Consider the following 25,404-nt stretch of genomic DNA (forward strand, 5'->3'; position numbering starts at 1 on the left):
AGGGGTGTTTGAGAGGAGAATGCAATGCGCAAGGTCAAGAACGGCGGGCTCCGCACATCCCCCGAGGAGCGTCGCGCCCAAGCCCAAGAGCTGCAGGCATCGATCGTGACCGAAATCGAAAAACTGAGCGACAGCGGCGAATGGGAGCTGTTCCTGACTTTCGTCCAGGCGTTCCATCAGTACTCGTTCAACAACCTCGTCCTGATCCTCACCCAGTCCCCCACCGGTACCCACGTAGCCGGATTCCGCAAGTGGCAGCAACTCGGACGACAGGTGCGCAAAGGAGAACGCGGCATCCGGATCTTCGGATTCCGGCAGAAGAAACTCAGCAGTGACGACTCAGGCGAAGGCGAGCAAGCCGAACCAAGCGAGAACGGCGAAAAGACCCTCACCTACTTCCCCATCCTGTCCGTGTTCGACCGGGCACGAACCGACCTCATCGACCCCACACAGCCCGACCCCGCCGAACTGGGCCACCGGCTCACCGGCGGCGACCCGGCAGGCATCTTCGACGCCACCGCCGACTACCTGACGTCAATCGGATGGACAGTGACCCTCGAAGCGATCCCCGGCGAGGTCAACGGATTCACCACCCGCGGCGGAAGCACCCGCGTCGTCGTTGACGCCAACCTCTCCCCCGCCCAAGCCGCCAAAACCATCCTCCACGAAGCCGGGCACATCCTCCTCCACACCGACCAGGATCAAGGAACCCTCATAGAGCACCGCGGAACCGCCGAGACCGAAGCCGAGAGCGGCGCCTACATCGCCACCGGGCTCCTCGGCCTCGACACCAGCGCATACAGCATTGGCTACGTCGCCGGCTGGAGCAACTGCGACGCCGACACCATCCGAACCACCGCCAGCCGAGTACTACTACCAGCCCACACCCTCGCAGAAGCCCCTCACCGGCAACCCCGAGCCGACAGAACCCAACTGATCCCCTGCGCCCACCAGGGCCAGCAGAACCTCACATGCTGGCCCTGGTGGGCGCAGGCTAGCGGAGCCGCCGCGGGCGGCACTCTGTCCTCCAGGTCAGCCCAAGGGGCGGCCCGGACGAAGCTTTCGGTCCGTCCCCTCGAACGGACGGCCCCCGTTGTACACACGCTCCCGGCGGATGCACTCGTTCTCGATGAGTGTCGCGAGCATTCCACCGAAGGACACGTCGCCCTCATCCTCGCCTGTCAGTTTGAACATCGTCCGAGCTCGCATCCGCAGATCCGAGTCGAGCTCAAACGTGACCTTGATCTTGTGTCGTCGGGGCTCCGGAGCATCGAAATCCTCCCCTGCCGACCTCTGCACACCGGCAGGCTGCTGCCCAGCAACCGGAGGGTGAGGAATGATTGGTGCCGTCGGAACGCTCGCAACCGGTTGAGTTTCGAGAGGCTCGACGGCCGCAGTTTGCTCAGACTCAGCTTCGTAGGTCGACTGAGCGGGTACCGGCGCGGACTCGATCGCCTGGATGCTCTCCGGCTCGGGTTGCACGGCAACCGCAGGCCGGGAGGCCCGGGTCAGACCACGCGCCTTGCGCGGTGGCGGAGGCGGGCCGCCAACAAAACGGGACGCATCATCAGACATTCGCTTCCTCCGCTACAGCCTCAGCTTCAAGCTCGGTCAACCGGGCCACCAGCTCCTGCGTGATGGCCTGCAGGTCATCAGCAACACTCTTCGAGGACGCAGGTCCCACCCGCTTCGCCGGCTCTCCCTTACGGAGCGACACCCACCACTTGTCGGCCTTCCGCACCTGCTCATCCAGTTCGTGCACAAGAACGCCCTTGTTTCGCGCCGAGTTCGCCACCGCCTCCGCATTACGGACGAAATTGTCGAAGATCGACTTCTTGGCCGCGTCCCGCTCCTCAGAACCCGCATCATCGCTGACCAGCACTTCGACGATCTGACCGATGAACTCTTCGCGCACCTTCACCGCTGACGTCGTCGATGAGAAGAGCACAATGCCAAGCAGGTCAATGTCCGGATTCAGCTGATAGATGGCGCTGAGGCGGTTCGCTGTCAGAGCCAGGCCCTCCAGGCTCGCCCGGTCCGTCTTTACCGGAACCAGGACGTAGCGGGCCGCCGCCACAGCGGCAGACTGAATCACATCACTGCTCGGTGGGCAATCGAGCAAGATGATGTCGTAATCGCCGGCGATAGGTTCCAGCGCCCGCGCGACCGATAGGCGGGCATCTCCCCTCTTCGACGCCGAGGCCGGCTGCGGACCGTTCGCGTTCTCGAGCAGGCTGCCTCCCACGACGACATCCAAATTCGGTCGCACCTCGACCGGGTGCAGCTGCTCGTTCATGATCAGCGCTTTCAGTAGATTCGCGCCGTCATCATCCTTGTCCGTGTTCCGATACCCAAGATCCAGTCCGGCGTTGCCCTGGTGGTCCAGGTCGACGATCAGAACCCGCCATCCAGATGCCGCTAGGAGACCACCAACGTTCGTGGTCAGGGTCGTTTTGCCGACACCGCCCTTGTTGTTGATGACGGCAACGGTGCGTTGCAGAACGCTCCGGTCTATCTCAGCCACGACAGTCTCCTAAACAAGTATTGCAAGTGTTTCTGGCGATCCAGGTAAAACCAGATTAGCAAGCAATGCTTGCAATTGTGGTGTTTCAAGCTCGACACACGTTGCACTCCGCCCATGCAGGAGCAACGATAAACCGGTCAATCTTCGTACGAAATGCTGGTGTTCACAGTATTGCCCGAAAAGCCATATATGCAATCGAAACCAGCAACACCAGCAAACCCATAAATACCAGTATTAAAACCAAAGGACGACCCACAAAAGTCACCGCATTCTGGCGCGGAATTCGCTCAGAATGGACGAACAGAGGGCTCAATGGGTGACTGGCCCAGATCAACGGTCAAATCGACCCTGAGTACCGCCAGAGGCCGCCAAGACGGTCGTGGAAATCGGTAACCACGAGCATGTCTGTAGATCGCACGCTCAAGGGGATTGGGCGAGAATCGAACATTCGTTCGTTGCGTGGGGGACTGCTCGCGGTGAGCTACCGGAGGTAGTCCACACACCCATCCATTCGAATGCGTTCTATCGGGTAGCCCAGAATGAGCAGACGAGGCCGGCGTCGAGCCGTCGGCTACGGAATGAGCTTGAAGCCTACTTCCGCATTCGGTAACGCCGTTGCATGGTCGATCTCGTCATTATCAAATTCGAGGCTCGCCATCGGGAACGAAGTCCTAGTTTGCGATGGGGGAGGGCCGCCGTCGGGACGTGGGAGCGAATGCACCCAGAGCACCGCCGCTTTGGCCAGCTCTGGGGCCGCCGTAGCGGTCTCCATCGCCATGGCCGAGTCGCGTCAGTCAATATTCCAGCTGTTCTGGGACATAACGATCCGGCCTTCATCGCCAAGCCTGCAGAGCCGTCGGCGGGAGGAACGGAGCTCTTCTCGGATCGCGTCCGCACTTACCGGTTCTGTCAAGGATTCAGGCTACGGTGCTCACTGACTTCCACCGGTTGCGTATTTCTGACCCACTTGGACCTCTCGCCTCAGTATGCCAACAACCTGTTGGCATATTGAGCTGTATTCAGTTCTCTTCGACTTCCCGTTCCAACGCTGCCGCAAGTTGGGCGGCGTTCGGGAGGACGGCCTGCTCGCTTGCCGGGAGCGACTCGTATGTGTAGGTGGACACCGCCATCGGCGATTCTGTGCGGCCGAGCGAGTAGCGGACGGTGTGTTCGTTACCACTACCGCAGATCAGAATCCCTACCGTTGGTGCGTGGGCTTCGCGTCGCAGGCGGTCATCGACGAGAGCGACGTAGAAGCCGAGCTTCCCCGCGTACTCCGGCTGGAACTTGCCGGTCTTGAGTTCAACGACCACATAGCGCAGCTGCTCGACGTGGAAGAACAAAAGGTCGAGGTAGAAGTCGTCGCCGCCGACATCGAAATGCACCTGCCGGCCCACGAACGCAAAGCCAGCTCCAAGCTCGCGCAGCGTGTCGACAATCCGGTCCATCAGCGCCTGTTCAAGCTCTCGCTCCGCGACATCGGATGTGAGGTCCAGGAAGTCGAAGACGTAGGGGTCCTTGGCGAGCTGCAGCGCGAGATCGGAGTCGGCAGGTGCGAGCTGCCCGGCGAAATTCGTTGCGGCCGCGCCCGTTCGCTCCAGGGTTCGGTTCATGATCTGGTTCATCAACACGTTCCGAGACCAACCATGCTCCACCGCGCGCGCGGCGTACCAATCGCGCGATCCACGGTCCTGCAGCTTGTCGATGAGGACAGTGATGTGTCCCCACGGCAAATTGCCAACAGCTTGTTGGCGAATTGAGGCTTCCTCGGGCCAGTCTTGAGCAAGAGTGCGCATGTACTGCAGATTCGAGCGAGAAAACCCCTTCATCTCCGGGAACTCCGCACGAAGGTCATCCGCGATCCTCTGCAGGACGCCCGTACCCCACGAACCGTCCACTTGCCGGGAGTCGATCGTGCGACCGATCGACCAATACAGCTGCACCAACCCTTTGTTGACCCGGCGCTGCGCCTGCATTCGAGCGCTGCGAACCTGGGACTTCAGCTCGTCGAGAACGGAGCGGTAATCGTCTGGGACAAGCGGCTGTGGGGTCATCAGGGGGAGCCTACCGCCGCCACACACCCGAATTGAGAAGCGACTCCCGAGACGTGATCGAGCGACCGCTTGGGCGATCGCGCAAACCTCATGGTGACGGCGTCGACGGAGCGATACCGAGCGGACGCCGGCGTCGCCGGCGGCAGTCCTTCTGGGGCTTCTTTACATCTCCGGGTGGAGACCCTAGTTCGCTTCCGCGTCTACGTGCCGGGCTTTCGCGGGATATCCTCCCCGGCTTCGCCTGGTCCGGTATTCCACGTCCCGGCACTTCGACACTCCCGCTCTCAAGGGATCTTCCCGCGGAGACGCACAGAAAAACGATCAGCCAACCAGAGGGAGAACAGATCATGTCGGACACCATCACCATCACCGGGATCCTCGCCACCGACCCCCGCCACATCGTCACTCAGGCGGGCCTGGATGTGTCGAACTTCCGGGTCGCATCCGCCCAGGGCCACTACGACCCCGACGCCGCAAAGTGGGTCGAGACAGGAACCAACTGGTACTCGGTCAGCGCATTCCGTCAGCTCGCGATCGGGGTGACGAGCAGCCTCCGCCGGGGCGAGCGAGTCATCGTCACTGGGAAGCTCCGGGTGCGCGCATGGGAAGACGGCGACAAGAGCGGCACCAACGTCGAGATCGATGCCGACGCCATCGGGCACGACCTCAGCTGGGGCACCACCGCCTACATCCGGACCCCACGCGCCGGTGACACCGCCGAGCAGGTCGCCCCCGCCGACTCCACCAGCGGAACGGGCCCGTTCTAGAAGCACTCGAGGGGGCCCGGAGGCGCCCCCTCCCCATCATCGAGCGGAACCCTATGTCGACCAAACAGAACCCCGTCCGAATCGTCCGAACCGGACTTCCCACACGCCCGCCACTCGAACACAACGCGGTCGAAGCCATCCGCCGCGCCAGCAGCACGACTGTGACTTACAGCCATGCCGCGATCGCACGCGTTGCCTGGTCGGTCATCGTCGAACCCGGGGACCCCGATGCGGGAGCCCTCATCCACACGCACGGCCCGGTCGCGCTCTCGCTCTCGTGTTCAACCCATCGAACGGCGACGTTCCAGATCGGCTCGCGAGCCTTGCGGGAGCCCAGTATTACCAGGGCCGGGTTGCTCGCCGCCTCGAGCTCACCGGTAAGCACGGCTTCGCCATCCTCACCCCGGAGGATGCGGGCTGGCCGACACGTCTTGTGCCATTGGGTGACACTGCCCCGCTCCTCCTGTGGTGCCGCGGGAACCTCGAGGCGCTGACCGCCGAACATGCCACCGCGATCTCAGGCTCCCGCGCCGCCACAAAGTACGGCGAGCACGTCGCAATGAATCTGACCAGCGACGTCGTCGCGGACGGGCACGTGATCATCACCCGTGCAGCCTACGGTCTCGACGGGACGGCGACCCGCGCCACACTTGTAAGCGGTGGAACGCCCGTCGTCGTTCTCGCTGGTGGAGTGGACCGGCCGTACCCGGCCGGGCATCACGACCTCATCACCCGAGTCGCAACGAACGGGGGAGTGGTCATCAGTGTGCTGCCGCCCACGACCGCTCCGACGAAGTGGCGGTTCCTCGCACGGAACCGAGTCATAGCAGCCCTCGGCGACCAGGTCGTCATTGTCGAGGCCGGGAGTTGGTCCGGATCACTGAACGCGGCATCGCACGCGGACAGCGCAAGGAACCACCGACAGTGCGCAAAACCGGGAGCTCACTATCACCAGTTACAAGCAGATCGGATCAACCGATTCCGGGTCAAGTGATAAGCCGCACTGGTCGCTGAGTCCAGAAAGGCAACAAGGTCTACGTCGGCTCCAGTTCAAGATGACTGAACGTGGGCGTGGTGAATGCGTTGCCTAAGTATCTCCGAACGCACGCCGACGGAGAATGGACAACAACCTCACGAGCCTGCCGGAGTTCTGACGGAGGCGGAGCCGGTCGCTGACCAAGGCGGGTCAGAACCCCTGACCTCGCCAGAGGACGGCGACCACATTTCAGTTCGACTATTCGTCGCCCGAGGGCGCCGCCCAGGTCGGAGAAGTCCTCGGCACCTGGCTACCTTGGTCTATGAGGTGTCCTCACAAATGCCTCTGACGCGACCCAAGCCCTGCTCCATCTAGTTCTAGCTACCACCAGGGATTGCGCCGAACTCCCCGCCAGTCCGTTTCCAGATCAATATTCCCGCGGTCCCAGGTGCTGATGCAGCGGCCGTAATTAGCATGCGTTCTGCGATGATTAAGGTTCTTCTTGTGGTGATCGGTGCCGTTCTGCGAGATGCACACGCCGGACTTCGGGAGAAGATAAGGAGCCTCATGGGTTCCATGGTGCGGGGCGAACATCACGGGATACTCAGACTCGACCTTTCCTGACAGGAGCAGAGCTTCGAGCGCGTCGCCTTCGATGTCGCCGAAGTTGATGAAGTCCCCCACCTTGGTGGCAATCACGAGGCTCAGCGCGTTGTCGAGGGCGCCCATCCGCGCGGCGAGCTTCGCGAGGTCTTTCTTGAATGCCGCTGGAGCCGAAACGAACTCCGTGTCTGCAGGTACAGGTTCGGCTGCGTCCAGTCGCGGGTGGTCGTCGGCGGTGTGCTCGGCAATCCGCGTCTCGGGCAGCGACGACCAGGTCGGCGCGTCTGGGCAGGGTTCTTTTCGGTCGACTGCGGTGTCGAACCTTTCGACCTCGGCGTAGGCCCTGCGCAGGTCGTTTAGCAGTTTGCCATGGCCGGCGGACTCCATCTCGTGTGCGAGTTGGTTGAGATCCTGGAGCCAGGTTGTGATTCGGCTACCCATTTCAGGGGGGATCTGGTGAGGTGGCCAGAGCACCTTCCATTCGAGGCCGTTGGCTTCGAATTCGTCCCCGGCGTAGTGCACGGTCTGACGCACTCCGATGTTGGTCGCCTGCCATGCGTCGAGGAGCTCCATGGCATTCACCGGGGTACCGTCTCGGCTCGAGATCAGCGCGAGCATGCCGGCACGAAGGTCCGCGGCGAAGGTATCCGGCATGCCGGGAATACGGATCTCGACGGGCGGCGAGTTGTTGGGGCGAAGGGTCGCGTGGGTTGCCGCCAACTCTAGAAGGCCGCCCCAGTGGTCGCGATCGAAGTGTGTGACAACGAGGGTGGTGACTTCACCAAGACGCTCTCCAAGATAATTCGCGGCGCGGCTGGCGGCGACACGATCTCCTCGTCGCCAACGCCCGCAGTCAATCATTGTGAGATCCGTGGTTTCATCGGTGTCACTGGCTACGGCGCATGCTCCGTCTCCGACATTGATCGTCTCAATTCGCAACTGGGCACACTCCTGGCCGTCTCTGTGTGCACTAAGTATGGCGGGCATGTGGGCTGAGACCTGGCGGAGATTGGCTAAGGCGTCAAAAGATTGCAAGTCAACCCAAGGTGCACCCGCCTCATTTCGATAGCGGGGTCTGATAGGCATCTGTCTAACGCATGCAGTCAAATTGCTAACCGGCAAGCGACACATCCAGGCGCACCGGTTTGGGAGGCTGATAGTCCATTCCTGTGTGCTTCTGGTGCTTCCGCGTCATGGGTCCAGTGTGCCGAGGCGATCCAGGTCAGTGAAGCCACCAACCCAGGGTGGCACGCCAGGCTGCAGCGTCTGGGGGCGGATGTCCTCACCCGCAGACAGGAAGACGGGTGCACCCGCGGCAGCTTGGCCGACTACCAACCGAGACTATGCGATGGCGCCCGGAGCGCCAGCAGCTCGTGCCGCTCCGAAAGCGTCCTGTGACGATGTCGATCGGGGTCTGAGTAGGGCGTTCTTATGCCTTTAGTACGTGTCCGGCTCGAACGGAGAGCGGGTCTGCCCCGTCCAGTTTGTCCAGCACGACCGACGTCCTCGTGCGCTCGATGCGAGGGGATGCTCGAAGCCGCTCAATAGCCTCTCCAAGTGAGTCATTGTCTTTCGCCTGCACGAATGCGAATGCGTCCGCAACGCCAGCAACCGAAACCGCGAGGGTAACTCCCGGGAGCCCGGACAGCAGCGCGGTGAGGTCGGCTGTGCTGACATTCCCGCGACAGTAGATTTCGATCACGGCTTCGGTTCCTTTGAAGGGGCCATCGGCGCGGGTGAGCACGGTGAATCCGGTGATGTCGCCGGCACTTTGCATTAGTTCTACTCGTCGTTTGACCGTGGAGGCGGGCTGGCGAAGTTGTCGCCCGATCTCTGAGTACGAGAGCCGGCCGTTGTCCTTCAGCGCAGCCACAATCAGGTGGTCGAGGTCATCCATTTCACCAGATTAGGGATCACCCGGCATGAGCGCATAAATGGCCATCAGTTGCGGCGAAATTTCGTCACAGATCGTCAAACTGACTGGCTAATGAGCTTCACTTCGCCGCCCTCCGATGTTGAAACAGCAAAAGGGTGGCGGGGGAAACGGGAACGAAACAATGGCTCCCTACATTCGGTTTCGCCAGCCTGGGCGCGTGTCTCAGAGCGGCGATGACGACATTCACTACCTCCGAAGGACTTCCCGTGAATACCTCCACCATCCCCGCATCGGTCGAACGGCGCGGCATCCCAAAACTTGCCGGTCTGGTCGTTGCGCTAGGCGTCGGATTAGCGACGTTCGCTGCACCGCTCGGCACTGATGCGGCATCCGGGGCCGTTCCCGAGCCCGAGATCGCCGATGTCTTCCCGAACAGTGGCACGTCGGAATACGAGGTCAGTCACTATGACATCGACCTCGACTACTACGCGAAGAACGCGATCAGCGCCACGACGACCATCGAAGCATTGACCGAAGAGGAACTGATTTCCTTTTCCCTGGATCTGCAAGGGCTGGCGGTGAACGCTGTCAGCGTCGACGGAGCACCCGCAGGGTGGACCCGCAACATCGACTACGGCACCGACACGCACAAGCTCCGCATCATCCCGTCGACCCCGGTGACCGGCGACTTCGTCGTGACAGTGTCGTACTCCGGCGCCCCAGAGATCACACGCGACGCAGACGGATCGCAGGAGGGCTGGATGCAGACCCCCGACGGCGTGAGCGCCCTCGGCCAGCCCCTGGGGTCCCGAACGTGGTTCCCCAACAACAACACTCCCGCCGACAAGGCGACCTATGCGTTGCACGTCACGACACCCGATGCGAACGAGACCGGTCCTCTGAGTGCTGCCAGCGTCGGCAGTCTGGACAGCCGGGAAAGCAATCCGGCTGACGGCACCACGACCTGGAACTGGAGCGTCCAGACGCCCACAGCTCCGGAACTGATCGCCCTGTCAATCGGCAACTTCGACGTGCTTGAGGGTGACGTCGAACTCGCCAGCGGGACCGTTCTGAAGGAGTGGACGTTCCTAGACTCCGGTCTACCCCAGTGGGTCAAGGATCAGGCGAACGGGCAGCGGTCCCAGTTCAAGCCCATCCTCGACTGGCTCGAGTCCAAGCTCGGCCCATACCCGGGCTCGAGTATCGGTGTCATTGTGGACCCGGCGGCGAACTATGCGCTCGAGACCCAGGAACGGCCGTACTTTCCATGGACCGTAGACCAGGACACCCTGATCCATGAGCTCGTGCATCAGTGGCTCGGCAACTCCGTGAGCCCCGCGAACTTCTCGAACATCTGGCTGAACGAAGGTGGAGCGGAGTTCTACACCGACTACTACAACTCCGACACCGGGGCGACCGACCTGCCTGTCGAAGACACCCACTTCGCCAGCTGGCGGGACATCTCAGCTGGCGACGGCAGATGGAACCTGCCAAGTGCCGGGTGGACCAACCCCGCCGACCTTTACGGGTGGCAGGTGTACACCCGCAGCAACTACGCCCTGAATGCGCTCCTGGTTGCAATCGGGCACGATGACTTCGATCGGCTCTTCGCGGAATGGGTACATCGATTCGGCGGGGGGTCGGTGACGACAGCCGACTTCGTCGCGCTCGCGGAGGAGGTCTCAGGCCGGGATCTGAGCGCCTTCTTCGATGATTGGGTCTACAGCGGCGGTAAGCCGGCCTGGCCTGCCGAGTACGCCGTGAGTCTCGTGAGCGATGTCGAGGGCAAAGAGCTCGACGCGGGCGACACCGGCGCTCTCGAACTCTCGGTGCAGAACGTCGGACAGGTGGCACTAGAGAACTCCAACGTCTCACTCGAATCTGCCGCGCTGCTGCAGCACGTCACTCTGCCCGAACCCCTGCCGACAGGTGTCTCGGTCGAGGGCTCAACCCCGGTGTGGACAATTCCTGCGTTGCAACCCGGAGAGAACGCTCAACTCACCCTTCCGTTCACCGTCCGCGCCGATTCCTCCAACGCCGACATCGAGATCACGGCGGTCTCTACCCAGCTCGGATCGCAGGTGGATCCTGCTGTCGTCACCTTCACGACGTCCGAAGCGCCTCCGGCTCCGGGTCTCGAGGTGAACCGGATCGCAGGCGCAGACCGGTACGAGGTATCTGTGAACACTTCAAAGGCCGGGTTCCCGGCCGGTGCGTCCACGGTGTACGTGGCATCGGGGGCTGTGTTCCCGGACGCGCTGTCAGCGGCTCCCGCTGCCGCGACCGCGGGAGCGCCGATCCTGTTGACGACAAAGGATGAACTGCCCGCCTCTGTGGCGGCGGAGATCACGCGCCTAGGCGCGTCGAAAATCGTCATAGTCGGCGGTCCTGCAACTGTGTCCACCACGGTCGAAACAACCCTTAAGGCACTGGGAACGGTCACCCGAATCGGTGGCGCAGACCGCTTCGAGGCCTCTAGGAACATCGCGAAAGCGGCGTTCCCTGACGGAACCCCCACCGCGGTCCTCGTAGCAGGCACCACATTCGCCGACGCCTTGTCTGCAGGAGCGGCGATCGACGGCAACGGCCCGGTCATCCTGGTGAACGGAACCGAACCCACGCTGGATGCAGCGACGAAACAGCTGCTGACAGATCTCGATGTGAAGTCCATCGCGATCGCCGGCGGCCCCGCGTCGGTATCCGCAGGGATCGAGACTACCGCCCAGTCGATCGCCCCAACGGTTCGACTGGGTGGTGCCGACCGGTACGAAACATCCCGGAGCATCAACGCCTACCTCTTCTCCGAGGCAGACCATGTGCTGCTCGCCACCGGACAGACGTTCCCCGACGCTCTCTCGGGCTCGGCGTACGGACCGAGCATCGATGCCCCGCTCTTCACGGTGACGCCAGATTGCATCCCGGCCGCGACCCTGGCCCAGATAAAGAGCCTGGGTGCAACGAAGATCACCCTCCTGGGCGGTACCGCGACCCTGAGCGCGGCCGTCGAGAACCTGACGACCTGCACCCCCTGACTGTTCGTTCCCCGCTCTCACTTCACCTCTTGCTCACAGAAAGAAGAACATGGACACCACTGACGCGCGCGGCCGAGAGCCGCGCAGACGTGGGGCCTCGATCGCCCTCGTCGTAGCCCTGGCGGCTTCCGCCCTTGTGCCGATTGCAACAGCAAGCGCCGCATCGGCCGCGCCCGTGGCGCCGAGCAGCAGCGCCGAACCAGATGCGCTCTGGGAATCGGTCGACGGAGTGGACACATCATCGCTCGGCATCGTCGGCAGCGATGGCGTGCGAGGGTACGACCTCGATCTCGGAGCGATGTCGACTGCCTTGCTGGGAACGGATGCTGACGCGAGCTTTCACGCCTTCTCCACAAACCCGGAGACCACCGGCCCGGAGACCCGCACCCTGACCATCCCGAATCCCGACGGTGTTCTCGTCAACTTCGACGTGACCGAATCGACCGTCATGGAAGCCGAGCTCGCTGCGGCTCATCCGGAGATCAGGACCTTCGCGGGGCACGCGTCGGGCGATCCATCGGTGACCGTGCGTGCTGGTATCACCCCGCTGGGATTCAGCGCATCTGTGCGAAGCGGCGACAACTCGACCGAGGCCTGGTACGTCGATCCGATCGATGCTGGCACGATGAGCACTTACGCCTCCTACGGTCGCTCGGCCCAGAGGGACGACATGCAGCTCATCGAGCCCGAAGAGGGTGCCGACCTGACGGTGCCGGAGGGTCTGACCCCGGAGGCGCGCGGTGTGCCCAGCTCCTCTCGGACTATCCGGGCGGCCATGATGAACGACATCGACTACGCCCAGTACTTCGGTACCGGGAACGTTCTCGCCGCGAAGGTCACAGCGATGAACCGCGTCGCTCAGATCTACAACGACGACCTCGGTGTGCGACTCCTGCTGGTGAACGACACCGACAAGCTCAACTTCGACACGTGGGACAAGGCCTTCGGGCCCTCGGGGCCTTGTGGTGATGACCCTTGCCTGCCGCCATGGGCCTTCGACGACTGCAACCAAAACGCAATTGACGGAGCAGCCGGCGTCATCCAGCGTCTGATCGGAGATGCCAATTACGATGTGGGCCACCTCATGATGGTGGGCCCCGCGAACGGCCTCGGAACCTTCGCGTCAGCCGGTGTGGACTATTGGAAAGGTCGCGGGTGCTCGATGCTCGACCAGCCGGTGGGCGACATGTGGGCTGTCGACTACGTCGCGCATGAGCTCGGGCACCAGTTCGGTGCGGGGCACTCGTTCAACAACTGCTCCTATGAAGCATGGGACACCGCGGTGGAGCCCGGTTCAGGGTCGACCGTCATGGGGTACGCGGGCATCTGCGGCAACAACAACCTCCAGTCCAACACCGACCCGTACTTCTCCAGCACGAGCATCGAGCAGATCCAGAGTCACATCTACTGGGTCGGCGCAACCAATGAGTCGGGGAACTCGGTGCCGGTGGTCACGGCTCCGACTTCGAAGACGATCCCGAGTCGCACCCCGTTCTCACTCACGGCCGTCGGTTCCGACACCCCCGGCGATGTGCTGACCTACTCCTGGGAGCAGCGGAACACCGGTGACTTCAAGCGCAATGTCTTCGATGCGAACAAGGTGAACGGCCCACTTTTCCGCGTATTCGGTAAGTCTGCTGATCTGGACTGGGGCCAGGCGCATTCCTACTACTCCGGCGGTCAGAACAGCGCTGGAACAGCTGGTACGCGAGTGTTCCCCGACATGGAGCAGGTCCTTCGGGGCACCACGAACGCGCACACAGGAGGCTGCGACTCCGGGTGGAGCTGGTTCGAGCAGAGGGATTGTTACTCGGAGTTTCTCCCAACCGCCGCCTACGAGGGCAACGGTGTCGGCGGTATGGACTTCCGGGTCACGGCCCGCGACCAGCGAGCCGATGGCGGTGCGATTGCCACGGCCGATGTGCGCATCGGTGTGGACCGTGAAGCCGGACCGCTCCAGTTCACCAGTCTCGGGGACCCGGCCGAGTCACTCACCATCGGCCAGACGGTGGACGTGACCTGGGCCGTCAACGCCACGGACAAGCCCGAGCTGGCTCCGATGGTGCGGGTGAGCATGTCGACCGACGGGGGCAGGACCTTCCCGGTCGTTCTCTTGGACTCGACCACGAACGACGGAAGCGAGACTGTCACTCTCCCCCTCACAGCGACCACCAAGGCACGGTTCAAGATTGAGGCGGTAGACAACTATTTCTTCACAGTGTCCGCCGCTGACCTGACTGTGGCAGAACCGGACTCACCGGAGGCTCAGGCCCTCATTCTCCGCGACAAGGAGGAACTCCGCACCGAACAGACCACTACCGACTCGCTGACTGACTTCGACAATGGACCGGTTGAGGCGGAGAAGAACGTCAAGTACAACAAGTCAGGCTGGGGCGTGTGGCGCGGTACGCAGTACCGCGACGGCGAGTGGGCAGCGGATGCGTTCTTCCAATGGGACATGAAGGTCGATCCGGATGCTCCGACGAACTACCTCGGCGTGCGCTACTACGGCGGCGACGATGGGCGCACTTTTGACGTCTACCTCAACGACGCCAAACTGAAGACACAACGTGTCAGCAACGCAGCGGGTTCCGACACGTTCTACGTCCAGTACGACGAGATTCCCGCCGCAGTGCTGGCCGACATCGAATCGCGCGACAGCTATAAGCGCGACCAGAATGGCGCCTACGTGCTCGACGCGAACGGCGAGAAGATCCCGGTCGTGACCGTGCGCTTCCAGGGCACGGGCGTAAGCAACGTCGGAGGTGTTTTCGGCCTGTACACCACAACCGGCTACGGAACGGACGCCGACCTGTCGGCGCTCCAGGTCGACGGTGGATCGTTGGCCCCTGCGCTCGTGGATGGCGTGTACGACTACACAGTCACGGTGCCCCACGACGCCACCTCGATGGCTTTGGATGCCGACCCGGCGGTCGAAAGCGGCTTGATCTATGTCGACGGCATTCTCATCGACGACACCATCAGCCGTACTGTTGCCCTCGCCGCGGGAAGTTCACCGACCATCGTGCTCCGGTCCCTGGCCCAGGATCACACCACGGAGAAGGGGTACCGCATCTCGATCGTGCGCGACACGGAGCCGCAGCCCGAACTCGAGGTGGATCGCATCGCCGGTGCCGATCGGTTTGACGTGTCGGTGAACACGTCGAAGGCGGGCTGGGCTGACGGGTCTGACATGGTGTATGTGGCATCGGGGGAGGTGTTCCCTGATGCCCTGTCCGCCGCATCGGCGGCGTCGGTGGCGGGTGCGCCGATTCTCCTGGCGACGTCGGGTTCTCTTCCGGCGTCGGTCAAGGCCGAGATCCAGCGGTTGGGTGCTGCGGACATCGTGATCGTGGGTGGGCCGAAGACCATCAGCGCGAGTGTCGAGGCCGAGCTCGCGAAGCTCGGAACGGTGACTCGCATTGGTGGAGCCGACCGGTTCGAGGCGTCGCGGAACATTGCGAAGCATGCTTTCCCCGACGGCGCTGAGGTGGCGGTTCTGGCTACTGGCCTGAACTTCCCCGACGCCCTCTCCGCGGGTGCGGCGGTCGCTGGTCGAGGCCCGGTCATCCTGGTCGACGGTGGCGCGACCGGATTGGATTCAGCGACGAAGTCGCTGCTGGCCGACCTCGGCGTGGATGAAGTCGCGGTGGCAGGTGGTACTGCGTCGGTCTCAGCGGGCATCCAGACGGATGCGGCGGTGATCGCCGAGACCGTGCGTCTGGGCGGCGCGGACAGGTTCGCGGCGTCAAGAGCGATCAACGACCACTTCGTATCGAGCGCTAAGAATGTATTGCTCGCGACCGGCGCGAACTTCCCGGACGCCCTATCGGGCTCGGCGTTCGGCCCACGCAGGGGCGCCCCGCTGTTCACTGTTCAAGGCACCTGCATACCGGCGGAGACGCTGGCGCAGATCACTTCGCTGGGGGCCGAGCAGATCACCCTCCTCGGTGGAGAAGCCACGCTGAGCGCGGCTGTAGAGAACCTGGTGAGCTGCTCCCCGTAGCGACACACCCCAATGAGAACGGGCGCCAGGTCGGTAAACCTGGCGCCCGTTCTCATGTGCATGGCGGCAACGATATCGACCTACCCGTCGGTGTCGTCATGTCGCCGCACGTCATCGCAAGGTGTCGAGAATCAGGATGAGGTCGGCCATCGTGGTACGAGGGTTGAGGATGGCGAACCGAGCATTGGTGCGGCCATGGTGGGCGCTCGGCGTGACGAAGGCGAGCTGCTCTTCGAGCAGCCGATTCGACCACGCCGCGTAGTCCGCCTTTTCCCAACCGACTCGTTCGAAGACGACGACGGCGATCCGCTGCGCGAGATCAAGTGAGCTCAAGATCGCATCGCGGTAGGCCTGGGCGCCGTAGGTCGCGAGGGAGAACCACAGAGGCAGTCCGCGTGCGCGGCGCGTGAGATGTGCGGCGAAGTCAGAGGGGTTCCACTCATCGGCACCGGTGAGGGTATCGAGATAGTCGGCATGCTGCGTGTGTGCACGACGGCCCTGTTGGGGATCGCGGTAGATCAGGACGCACAAATCGAACGGAGCGAACAGCCACTTGTGCGGGTCGACCACGACGGAGTCGGCGCGTTCTACACCGAGGAACCGGGGCTTCGCCGTATGGGAGAGCATCGCGGAGAGACCGTACGATCCATCGACGTGAAGCCACACACCGTGCTGCGCCGTCACCTGGGCTATGGAGTCAATGTCGTCGACAATGCCGAAATTGGTGGTGCCTGCAGTAGCGACCACAGCGAAGACACTGGCCCCGTACGTCGCGATCGCCTCCTCCACCGCGCGGCCGCTCAGCACGCCGTCCGAGTCTGCGAGTACTGCCACGGCCTCGACATCCATCACCCGGGCCGCAGAAGCGATCGATGAGTGCGCTTCGGCGCTGCAGACCACCCTCCACCGGACGGGAGCGTCTCCGCCACTCGCCGCAAGTGCCGCTCGGGCCGACTCGCGAGCGGTGACCAGCGCCGACAGGTTGCCGAGCGTTCTCCCTTGCACGAAGACTCCGCCGGCTTCCGCCGGAAGGCCGAACTCTCTTGCCAACCAGCGGAGCACCTCGTTTTCGGGTGTACAGCGCCCGCACCCTCGAGCCACGAGCCGCCGTAGAGCGCATTGGCCGACACGACGACGTCGAAGGCTGCCGCCGCTTTAGAGGGCGCGCTAGGTATGAAGGAGGGGTAGCGCGGGTCGTCGGTCGAGATGCACGCGGGCGCCAGCACATGCTGGAAGATCGACAGCGCCGCCGCTCCACCAATCCCCCTTTCGGTGATCGTGGTGCCGGCGAGACGGTCGAGCTCGGCGGACGACTGCGGCCGGTCGAGGGGCGTGCCCTCCGTCAGCAATCGTTGGCGAGAGTAGTCGAGAACCCGTTCGACGATGTCACGGTTCTCGGCCGGATTACGTGGAGCTCATCTTCAAGGTGGCTCGGTCGAGCCTTGACGGCGCCAACAAGGTGGGCACGGGTGGCGCTCGTCGGCCAGATGGCACGCTGAGCGGGCAGGCCTAGGTAGAGGGTGAAGCAGCCGCGTTCAACGACCGGGTTGTGCTGGTTCGGTTCCCGATGTTCGGCGGGGGAGTGGCCGAGGCGTGGATGTGGCGCTCAGCTGGGACGAAGCCGGCGCAGCCAGGGCCAGAGCCCCGGCGCCAGCCCGACGCCACCGAAAGCGGTTGTCAGGGGTTCGTGGGGCCGTAGTCCTGCCCCATGTTGGCGAGCACCAGCACCAGCACCAGCACCAGCACTATGGCCCTCGCGCCGAGCACGAGGCAGAGCAGAACTAGGCCGTTCATGATGCTGCCGGTTATCGCCGGGCCGCGGCCGGCCGGCTCTTATTTCTGAGCGACCAGGCCCAGCACGAAGCCGAGCACGGGCGGCAGGATCGAGAACCCGACGAACAGCGACAGGATGCCGAGCCACATTGACCACAGGCTCTTGCCGCGGGCCGGGGGCGCCAGGTAAACCGGCTGCATGATTTAGACCGGCTGAGGGGTGCCGGGCTCTGGGGGAGTGGCGCTCATTGTGCGCCCCCTTTCGGTCGATCAGTTGGTGACGTTGAGTTGCCCGTCGGTGTATCCGAAGTCGATGTGTTGGTGGTTGCAGGTGTCCTCGAACTGCACGATGTGAGCCCACGTCTCGCCGCTCCGACACTGAATCTGACCGGCGCGCGTCCCGTCCGGTGCGACCGATGACAGAAGGTCGACCAGGGCGAGGTTGTCGGCCCCGTCGTTGCCGAGCCCGCCGCCGTTGATCGAGAAGAAGTCGACCGCGTAGCCGCCGCCCTTGAAGTAGTGAGCTGAGCCGGTGCCGGCCCCTTCCAGGGAGCCGGTGCAGTGCCGGTTGAGGTCAGAGACTCCGACCGATTCGAACTTCTGCACCGCTAGTGCGATGAACTGCAACACCCCGAGGTCGATCGTGCAGCCCTCCACCGCGGTGTCGTTGGCCATGTTGGTGATCTGCTCCGCGTAGCGGCCTTCGGCCACCACGAGGGTGCCGTTATCCATGGCGGTTTGGAGCTGCTGAGCAACTTGCTTCGCGTCGCCCGACACGGTGCACGCCGAGCTCGACGCTCTGCCGAGCTTCGCGAGGTAGTCGACTATCTCAGTCGACGCAGCTCGGAACGGAACGTAATAGTACGGGTCGGCGTTGATCTGCACCGAGTTGATCGCAACGGACGGTTCCAGCTGCTCCCAGCCCGGCACGTTCACGAGGCGTTCGAAGAACAGCCGCGCCGCCGTGGGCGGGTCCATCCGCTCCTTGACCGTGCCCCATGACGACTGCTGTTGGAAGAGCCCGATGGAGACTGCCACGGTGCCGTCAGGGTTGATCGCGCCGTCGCCATAGGTGAGGTTCTGCAACGTTGATTCACCGATCGCCGTCTGCACCCCGAGCACCTGTGCCGCGGCCGGCAGCTGCATGGCCGATGCCGCGTTGATGATCGCCGCGGCATAGCCCAGCGACTCAGCCCCGAAGCCGACCACGTTCACATCGGCCGGGATCGCCGCTGGGTTCACCGTGTCGGCAGCCGCAGGGGCGCAGGCGTCCGCCCTGCTGCCCCCTAGCGACGTGATCGCGAGCACCAGCCCGAGGACGATCGCCATGGGAAGCGCGATCACCGCGGCGACGATTGCGCCGGTCTTCATTTCGGGGGTGCCATTCGCTCGACCCGCCACGGTTCAGTCGTCGCTGGGCGGGTGACGTAGACCTCATACGTACCGGCGTCGGTCGGCACGTTGATGCGGAAGACGTAGGCGTTATCCCCGTCGCGGACGGTCGACCCGCCCGTGACCGACGTGCACGGAACCGTCGCCGGGCTCACTGTGTTGTAAGCGACCGCGCCCGCGTCCGTCAGGAGCGGAGACAGAGCCGCGATCCACGCGCCCTTTTCCAGGTCGGGACGGCAGTACGCGGTGACCGCCAACACTGCCGCGGTGGTCGCTTCGTTCGCCGCGTCGGGGTCGTTGTCTGGCTTGGCATCCTGCGGAGGCGTCGCCGGCACCGAGCCCGAAGGCCGCGGAGATTCGGTCGACGACTGCCCGTCAGCGGACGTCGGTGTTTCGGTCGGGGCGGATGCCGGGGCAATGCAGCCGACGAGCGAACCGGCCGTGACTGCAAGCATCACCGCCAACCCGCCCGTGCGCGCCCCGCGCATCACTGCTCCGACCCGCCGTCATCCTCAGCCGGCGCAGCAGGAGGAGCCGCCGCGCGACGTCGCGGGCGCGACCGCTCCGCCAGCCCGAGGCTCTTTAGCTCGGTCTCAGTCCAGCCGGCCCCCAGCGCCGCTCGGCGTGCTGTCGCGGCGCCCTTCTCGGCGGCAGCCAGATCGGCCGTTCGCTCGGTGACCTCAGTCACCTTCCGCTCTAGTTCCTCACCAGCAGCGATCTTCGTTGCAACCTGCTCGTGTACGAGTTCCTGCACTGTCTTCGACATGCTTCGAGGTTAGATCAGTATGAATCGTTTGACCAGCAAGGGAACGTCATTTAAGGGCAATGAACGAGATGCACGTATGCTACGGGCTTCGCCCATAGTAGATTCGGTGCATGCGCGGCGGTCTGGTGTTCTTCCGGGGAGCGGGCGCAGCTGCGCGCGCCTACCTCGAGTCGGACCACTCCCACGCCGACGAGTACTACCTCGTAGACGCCGGCGCGGTGGCCGACTGGAAGGCCTGGGACGGAGCCGGCGCTGAGCGCGCGGGGGCATCCCTGGATGGCGTGCAGTATCAGGCGTGGGTGGACTGGCTCGACCCCGAGACGGGTGCCGAACGCGGCATCCCCCGAGACGAGACGCGAATCAACCGCGACGGTGAAGTCGTCGTCAACCCGGCATCCCCTCGCTTCGTCGAGCTCACCGTGAACTGCGACAAGAGCCTGTCCGTCGCGGCAGCACTGAATCCGGCTGTGTCCGAGGCCCTCGACCAGGCGCAGGCAGCAGGCGGGGAGGCCATGAATCGGTACATGGCGCAGAACTCAGTGACCAGGATTGGCCCCCGTGGGGCGCAACGGTTTGTGCCGGTCGAACGGCTCGAGTCGGTGTCCGTGGTGCACCGATCGTCCCGTGCTGGCGACCCGCACCGGCACGTGCATATGCAGTGGACCACTCGCGTCTTTGCCGAGGGCAAGTGGCGCGGCCTGCATACGGCCGCGACGCTGAAACAGCAGGCTGCCCTGCGCGGGGTGGGGGAGGCCGCAATCAACTCCAGCGAGCAGCTGCAGGCGGCTCTCGCTGACGCCGGTTTCACGTTCGACGCGAGCACTGGCAAGGTCATGAACTTGGAGAAGCACGCGCGCACGATGTCAAAACGCGCCAACCAGATCGACGCGAACCGGGCACGGTTCGAGGCCGAATGGCGGCGGCAGAACCCGAGCCAGGAACCCGACGCAACCGTGCAGCGTGAGTGGGATCAGAGGGCGTGGGCGCACGAGCGGCCGCGCAAGCGCCAAGCCACCGAGAACGCCGAGGCGAAATGGGTGCGCGAGCTCCACGAAGACGGCCTCCAGGTCGACGGCTTTGCCCCCGTCGGTCGACCCGCGGCCGCGACCCTCGACCAGCTCGACCGCGACGCAATCGCAAAGCGCGTCGTCACCATTGCCGGGTCGAAAGCGTCGGCCTGGTCGCTCGCGGACCTGGAGGGCCACGTAGGAGTCACGGTCGGGCAGGCCGGTGTCCGGGCAACCCCCGGAGAGGTGACCGTGTTCGCCCGCACCGTCGCGGCCGACGTTGCCGCGACGCTGCCGCAACTGCACATGGACGTGCCCGGCCAAGTGCCGACGTGGGTACGTCACCTGACTAGCGAGCGGGTGCAGCGGATCGAGCGGGAGTTGCGCGCGGGCTTCACCGAGCGCGGTCTGAACTCCGGTCTGACGATTGACGTCGATGCCCCCGACGTGGCCGGCCTGAATGGTGAGCAGTCGATCGCAGCTCGCGCTCTGGCCACCCGTGCTCCGCTCGTGGTGGTGGAGGGCGCGGCCGGTGCCGGCAAGACGACGATGCTCGCCGCAGCTCGTGACCTCGCCGCCGCAGACGGCATCCGCTTCGTGGTGCTCGCACCGACCCTCCGAGCGGCGAACGAGGCTGCCAGCTCGATCGGCGCGCAGGCGTCGAGCGTGCACAAGCTCGTGCACGAACACGGCTTCCGTTGGGACGACGACGGCCGATGGAGTCGCCTGGCCGTGGGTGACGTCGACCAGGCCGCCGGGGCCGCCTACAACGGACCCGGCGAGGCATTCGCCGTCACCGCCGACACCCGCTTGGTGATCGACGAGGCCGGCATGATTGACCAGGACTTGGCGCACGCGCTGATGACCGTGGCCGACGAGAACGGCGCACCGCTCGCGCTAGTGGGCGACCGTGCGCAGCTGCCCGCGATCGGCCGCGGCGGCGTGCTCGATATGGCTGTGGCCGCGCACCCGCGCCCGCTCGACCTCTCGGAGCTGTACCGCTTCCGTGAGGACGGTTACGCCGACCTCACCTTGCAGATGCGCGACCGCGCCGCACCGAAGGCGTTGTTCGACGACTTGGAGGCCCGCGGCAACATCGTCGTGCACTCCACCGCCGAGGAAGCGTGGGAGGCAATCACCGCCGACGTCGCAGCTCGCGCCGAGGCCGGCGCATCCGTCGCGGTCGCCGTGGCCACCAACGACCAGGCCACCGAGCTCAACGCGCTCGTGCAGGCCGCGCACGGCGAGGCAGGTCGCACCCGGCAACCGGCCGTCGAGGTCGCTGGCACCGACGCGCTCACCCTCCGGGTGGGCGACCGGCTGATGACCCGCCAGAACGACACCGACCTGGGCGTCGCCAACCGTGACACCTGGACCGTCGATCGGGTACACCGCGACGGGTCGGTGACCGTCAGCGACGGCGCACGCGCGGCCCGGCTGCCCCGGGGGTACGTCGAGGAGAACACCCACCTGGCCTACGCATCGACGGAGTACGGCGTGCAGGGCGCGACCGTCGACTATGGCCACGGCGTTGTCACCGACTCGTCGTCAGCTCAGGCCGTCTACGTCGCCGCGACCCGCGGCCGCGTACACAACGCGCTGCACATCGTGGCTGGCGACCGTGACGAGGCCCGCAATGTGTTCGTATCGACCATGACCCGCGAGGGCGGCGACCGCGGCATCGACGCCGCACGCGCAGCCGCGCAGCGCGATTTGGAGGGAGTTGTCTTGCCCGCGCACGCTCACGACCCGCAGGTACGCGCCGCGCGCCTGGCAGCCGAGGAACGAGTATTCCAAAGCGAGATGCGAGCCGGGGAGGCCGCGCGCGAGCGCTGGCAGCAGGCCAACCCCGACGTGCCCGTGGCCGACTACCCAGCGGCCGCGGCCGCGGCCGAGGTCGCTGCCGGCGACGCAACCGCGGCACGCGAAATCCTCGAGAACACCACCGCGGCCGAGGGGGTCAGCGCAGGCGAGCAGCAGTGGTCGACCGACTACGCCGCCGTGACCCAAGCCGAGTCCGCAGCTCAGACCGCATCCGTGATCCGGCGCAGCGCCGCGCAGAAGGACGCCGAGGCGGCACGCAGCCGCTTCCAGGCCAACCACAAGGCCGCACCGGCACCAACCGCCCCCGCCGCCCAGAAAGTGGCGTGGGCGCGCGCCGCAACCCGCCCAGGGGCAAGCGCCCACCTCGACGCCGCACGCGGGGCCGAGCAGGCAGCTATCGCGCGCCGCGCCCGGTTGCTCGGCAACCCAGCCCCGTCCGCAGGAGCACCGACCGCGCCGCGGCCTGGCACCCCGCAGCAGGAAGCAGAGAAGGACGCAGCGTTCAAAGCTCGTACCGCAAGCTGGAACAAGCAGCAGGACTCCTCGAACGAAAGAGGCGTTAGTTCAACTCGGATGAATCAGCCGCAGGTAGTGCCGACCAAGTCACCGGCCGCCGAACTCTAGGGGGCTCTATGCCCTGAACTACCGCGTCTTCGAGTAAGAGTTGGTCCTACTCGTCGTGGCTGACCCAGTCGAAGTGACGTGGCGCCGACCAGCGGATGCGAGGCGGCACCACGTGGTTCTCTGGCCCGTTGAGCCGCACCGCGATCAGATCACGCGCTTGAGCACCCGGCGCAGAACGCGGCGAGGAGCGGCGTCGACACTCGGGTTGCCGGGGTCGCCTCAGCCATGCTCAACACTGCTCAGCAGATCGGCGGATCCGTCGGTATAGCGGTGTTCAGCTCGGCGGCGACCGCGATCAGCGGCTACATCACCGAGCATGCAGTGGCAGCCGGTGAGCCCGCCACCCTCATCAATGCCACTCTGGCCGAAGACCACGTCGTGTTCTGGATCGCCTCGGCCATCTTCGTGGGGATCGCGGCGCTCACAGCGGTCATGTTCCAAAGCGGTTCCTTTCCAGTCGACCCCGACGCGGAACCCGCCATGGTGCACTGATTCGCAACGCGTCACCCAGATGTCGGCGTGGAGGCCAGCGTCCGGTCAGCGTGCGGGTGGCGGGCGGGCGGGCGGGCGGGGCCGGCCCGGTGAGCGCAATCACCTAACCCATGATTCTGCGGAGGATGTCCCGGTCCTCGGTCGTAACGAAGGCCGCTCATCTTGGTCATAGGCGTCGTGTGCCGATCGCGGTCTGCCGCGATCCTGGGCCGAGATTGAGAGAGCTGCAGCGCCGCGTGGTTGCCTTCCTGCTCGAGTGGCATGTTCCGGTGCGAGGCCGAATCTTTGAGGGCGACCGAGCGTTTGTCGTCGAGATCGAACACCGAAAGCCCGCCTGCCGAAGAGTCGGCACCGGCTGCCGGTACCGCCATCAGTCCTGCGGTCGGGATGCCGCGAGACACCAGCGTGCAGCACGACCAGAGGGCAGCCCCCACTAATCGTTGCAACCCGGTCGATGCGGGGCCAAAGGGGAGGGGCCGCGGCGTCCTGAGCTTGCCCGGGGTTGCCGGTCACCAGATGGGGCGGGAGGACGTGCACGAGAGCGGACAGAACTGTGCCGACGCCGGGGCGCTCCTCCACTCGGTATCCCTCGCCCTCGGCGATCTCGAGCAGGTGCACGCTCGTGACTGAAGCAATGCCAGGACCGGCGCTGCCGACCCATGCCGGTAAGCGGGAGGGGGACGCGACCAGCTCAACCACGACGCCGGGCACGGTAGCGGGGGAATTGACCCAGAGTCAAGAACGGACGTACTTGCCGACTTAGCGCAGGTTCGGTATCCGGGAGGCGATGACATCCTGGGTAGTGCTCGGCCGCTGCGCGACGCGAACGGTTAGGTACCAGTTGTCGGTGGCCGAGCGCTCCTAGTCGCCGTTGAACCCTCTGTGCACGGATATGGTCTCCGCCGATCAGACCCTCCGAGGATTAGCAGCGGTCCTGGGGCGGAGATCGACGAAATTGTGGAAGTGGGCACGGAGAGTCCGCGGCATGTCTACAGCGTCGCGATTCAGCAGCCACTGCAGATGAAGGTCGTCCAACAGGGCCAGTGGGGATCAACCCCTCATAGAGACGCTCGTCACGTCCGCTCCAGCTGATCGCGGGTGCGCGCTTAGCGCGCCACGAAATATGCGTGAGCCGGATGATCGGGGTCGTCGCCTCGGCATGGAGCGTGCAGTGCAGTTCTACGACACTGGGGTGGGTCGGGATGAAGGCCGCGACATCGCCAATGAGCGTCTCGATCCCATCGTCGTCCCCTGGAGGCGGCAGGTGCGCGATCACCTCGCCCCGGCGGTCGAGGACACCAGCCAGCAGAGCGCGCTTATTGCCGAAGTGACGCAGCACTCGGCGTCGGTGATTCCGATCTAGTAGCCGATCTCCCGGAGCGACCCCGAACGATAACCCGAATCGGCGATCACCTCTAGAGCAGCACCGAGAACCCGGCGTCTCATCTCGGCCTTCCGCACCTATGGCCCCCGCGTTTTGCGCCGAGGGGATTAGTGCGGCGAAGTCATGGAATTCACTTTCCCATATACCCGACAGACGACATCACGCCTCACTTAGTGATCACTGAACCTCACTGCTGCAGTTCCGACCCGAGAATTCGACTGTGACGGGCAAAAAAAGGATCGCAGGCAGCCTTCTACGTGCCTACGGACCTCGCCGCTAAATTGTCGTCAATTTCAACCAATTC

Annotated in this window: 16 protein-coding genes and 1 pseudogene; 8 read left to right on the plus strand and 9 right to left on the minus strand. The window is 64.5% G+C overall.

Annotated features, from left to right (window positions below; translation table 11 throughout):
* Positions 1-24: 24 nt before the first annotated feature.
* The gene (locus ACEXQC_RS18750) at positions 25-1,638 is read left to right on the plus strand and encodes an ArdC-like ssDNA-binding domain-containing protein (RefSeq protein ID WP_374825806.1); all 1,614 of its coding nucleotides are present in this window, start codon (positions 25-27) and stop codon (positions 1,636-1,638) included.
* Here the strand turns inward: ACEXQC_RS18750 and ACEXQC_RS18755 are convergent.
* Together ACEXQC_RS18755 and ACEXQC_RS18760 are read right to left on the minus strand one after the other, a co-directional pair.
* Positions 1,568-2,524, minus strand: a complete 957-nt coding sequence (locus ACEXQC_RS18755; protein WP_374825808.1) for a ParA family protein — start codon at positions 2,522-2,524, stop codon at positions 1,568-1,570. The two genes, ACEXQC_RS18750 and ACEXQC_RS18755, sit on opposite strands and share 71 nt — an antisense overlap.
* A gap of 1,019 nt (positions 2,525-3,543) precedes the next feature.
* Complete coding sequence (locus ACEXQC_RS18760; RefSeq protein ID WP_374825810.1) at positions 3,544-4,578, minus strand: PDDEXK nuclease domain-containing protein; 1,035 nt, start codon at positions 4,576-4,578, stop codon at positions 3,544-3,546.
* 347 nt (positions 4,579-4,925) lie between these two features.
* Here ACEXQC_RS18760 and ACEXQC_RS18765 point away from each other — a divergent pair, with 347 nt between their 5' ends.
* Both ACEXQC_RS18765 and ACEXQC_RS18770 read left to right on the plus strand, forming a co-directional pair.
* Positions 4,926-5,345 (plus strand): single-stranded DNA-binding protein, encoded by a 420-nt coding sequence (locus ACEXQC_RS18765; RefSeq protein ID WP_374825812.1) that lies wholly within the window; start codon positions 4,926-4,928, stop codon positions 5,343-5,345.
* A gap of 277 nt (positions 5,346-5,622) precedes the next feature.
* On the plus strand, positions 5,623-6,339 hold the full coding sequence (locus ACEXQC_RS18770) for a DNA-processing protein DprA (RefSeq protein ID WP_374825814.1): 717 nt from the start codon (positions 5,623-5,625) through the stop codon (positions 6,337-6,339).
* A gap of 363 nt (positions 6,340-6,702) precedes the next feature.
* On the opposite strand, the gene ACEXQC_RS18775 is transcribed toward ACEXQC_RS18770, so the two are convergent.
* A complete protein-coding gene (locus ACEXQC_RS18775) occupies positions 6,703-7,863 on the minus strand; it encodes an MBL fold metallo-hydrolase (protein WP_374825816.1) in 1,161 nt (386 codons plus the stop codon).
* 490 nt (positions 7,864-8,353) lie between these two features.
* On the minus strand, positions 8,354-8,821 hold the full coding sequence (locus ACEXQC_RS18780; protein WP_374825818.1) for an Lrp/AsnC family transcriptional regulator: 468 nt from the start codon (positions 8,819-8,821) through the stop codon (positions 8,354-8,356).
* A 245-nt stretch (positions 8,822-9,066) separates the two neighbouring features.
* Here ACEXQC_RS18780 and ACEXQC_RS18785 point away from each other — a divergent pair, with 245 nt between their 5' ends.
* The gene (locus ACEXQC_RS18785) at positions 9,067-11,832 is read left to right on the plus strand and encodes a cell wall-binding repeat-containing protein (protein ID WP_374825820.1); all 2,766 of its coding nucleotides are present in this window, start codon (positions 9,067-9,069) and stop codon (positions 11,830-11,832) included.
* A 49-nt stretch (positions 11,833-11,881) separates the two neighbouring features.
* On the plus strand, positions 11,882-15,838 hold the full coding sequence (locus ACEXQC_RS18790) for a cell wall-binding repeat-containing protein (protein ID WP_374825822.1): 3,957 nt from the start codon (positions 11,882-11,884) through the stop codon (positions 15,836-15,838).
* A gap of 111 nt (positions 15,839-15,949) precedes the next feature.
* Here ACEXQC_RS18790 and ACEXQC_RS18795 read toward each other — a convergent pair.
* From ACEXQC_RS18795 to ACEXQC_RS18815, 5 genes and pseudogenes are all read right to left on the minus strand, one after another.
* Positions 15,950-17,243, minus strand: a pseudogene (locus ACEXQC_RS18795) (pyridoxal phosphate-dependent decarboxylase family protein).
* A 428-nt stretch (positions 17,244-17,671) separates the two neighbouring features.
* A complete protein-coding gene (locus ACEXQC_RS18800; protein ID WP_374825824.1) occupies positions 17,672-17,812 on the minus strand; it encodes a hypothetical protein in 141 nt (46 codons plus the stop codon).
* A 69-nt stretch (positions 17,813-17,881) separates the two neighbouring features.
* Complete coding sequence (locus ACEXQC_RS18805; protein WP_374825826.1) at positions 17,882-18,982, minus strand: hypothetical protein; 1,101 nt, start codon at positions 18,980-18,982, stop codon at positions 17,882-17,884.
* Positions 18,979-19,491, minus strand: coding sequence for a hypothetical protein (locus ACEXQC_RS18810; protein ID WP_374825828.1), 513 nt, complete (start codon positions 19,489-19,491; stop codon positions 18,979-18,981). Before ACEXQC_RS18810 ends, ACEXQC_RS18805 begins: the two co-directional genes overlap by 4 nt.
* Positions 19,491-19,769, minus strand: a complete 279-nt coding sequence (locus ACEXQC_RS18815; protein WP_374825830.1) for a hypothetical protein — start codon at positions 19,767-19,769, stop codon at positions 19,491-19,493. The genes ACEXQC_RS18810 and ACEXQC_RS18815 overlap by 1 nt, the downstream gene beginning before the upstream one ends.
* 110 nt (positions 19,770-19,879) lie before the next feature.
* Between ACEXQC_RS18815 and mobF the strand changes: the two genes are divergently transcribed.
* From mobF to ACEXQC_RS18830, 3 genes are all read left to right on the plus strand, one after another.
* On the plus strand, positions 19,880-23,224 hold the full coding sequence (gene mobF / locus ACEXQC_RS18820; protein WP_374825832.1) for a MobF family relaxase: 3,345 nt from the start codon (positions 19,880-19,882) through the stop codon (positions 23,222-23,224).
* Positions 23,225-23,449: 225 nt separating this feature from the next.
* Positions 23,450-23,716 carry a hypothetical protein gene (locus ACEXQC_RS18825; protein ID WP_374825834.1) on the plus strand — a complete coding sequence of 89 codons (267 nt, stop codon included), beginning with the start codon at positions 23,450-23,452 and terminating at the stop codon, positions 23,714-23,716.
* Between the two features lie 1,171 nt (positions 23,717-24,887).
* Positions 24,888-25,079 (plus strand): hypothetical protein, encoded by a 192-nt coding sequence (locus ACEXQC_RS18830; RefSeq protein WP_374825836.1) that lies wholly within the window; start codon positions 24,888-24,890, stop codon positions 25,077-25,079.
* Positions 25,080-25,404: the final 325 nt, after the last annotated feature.

This window comes from Herbiconiux liukaitaii, from assembly GCF_041927495.1.
Taxonomy (GTDB): domain Bacteria; phylum Actinomycetota; class Actinomycetes; order Actinomycetales; family Microbacteriaceae; genus Herbiconiux; species Herbiconiux liukaitaii.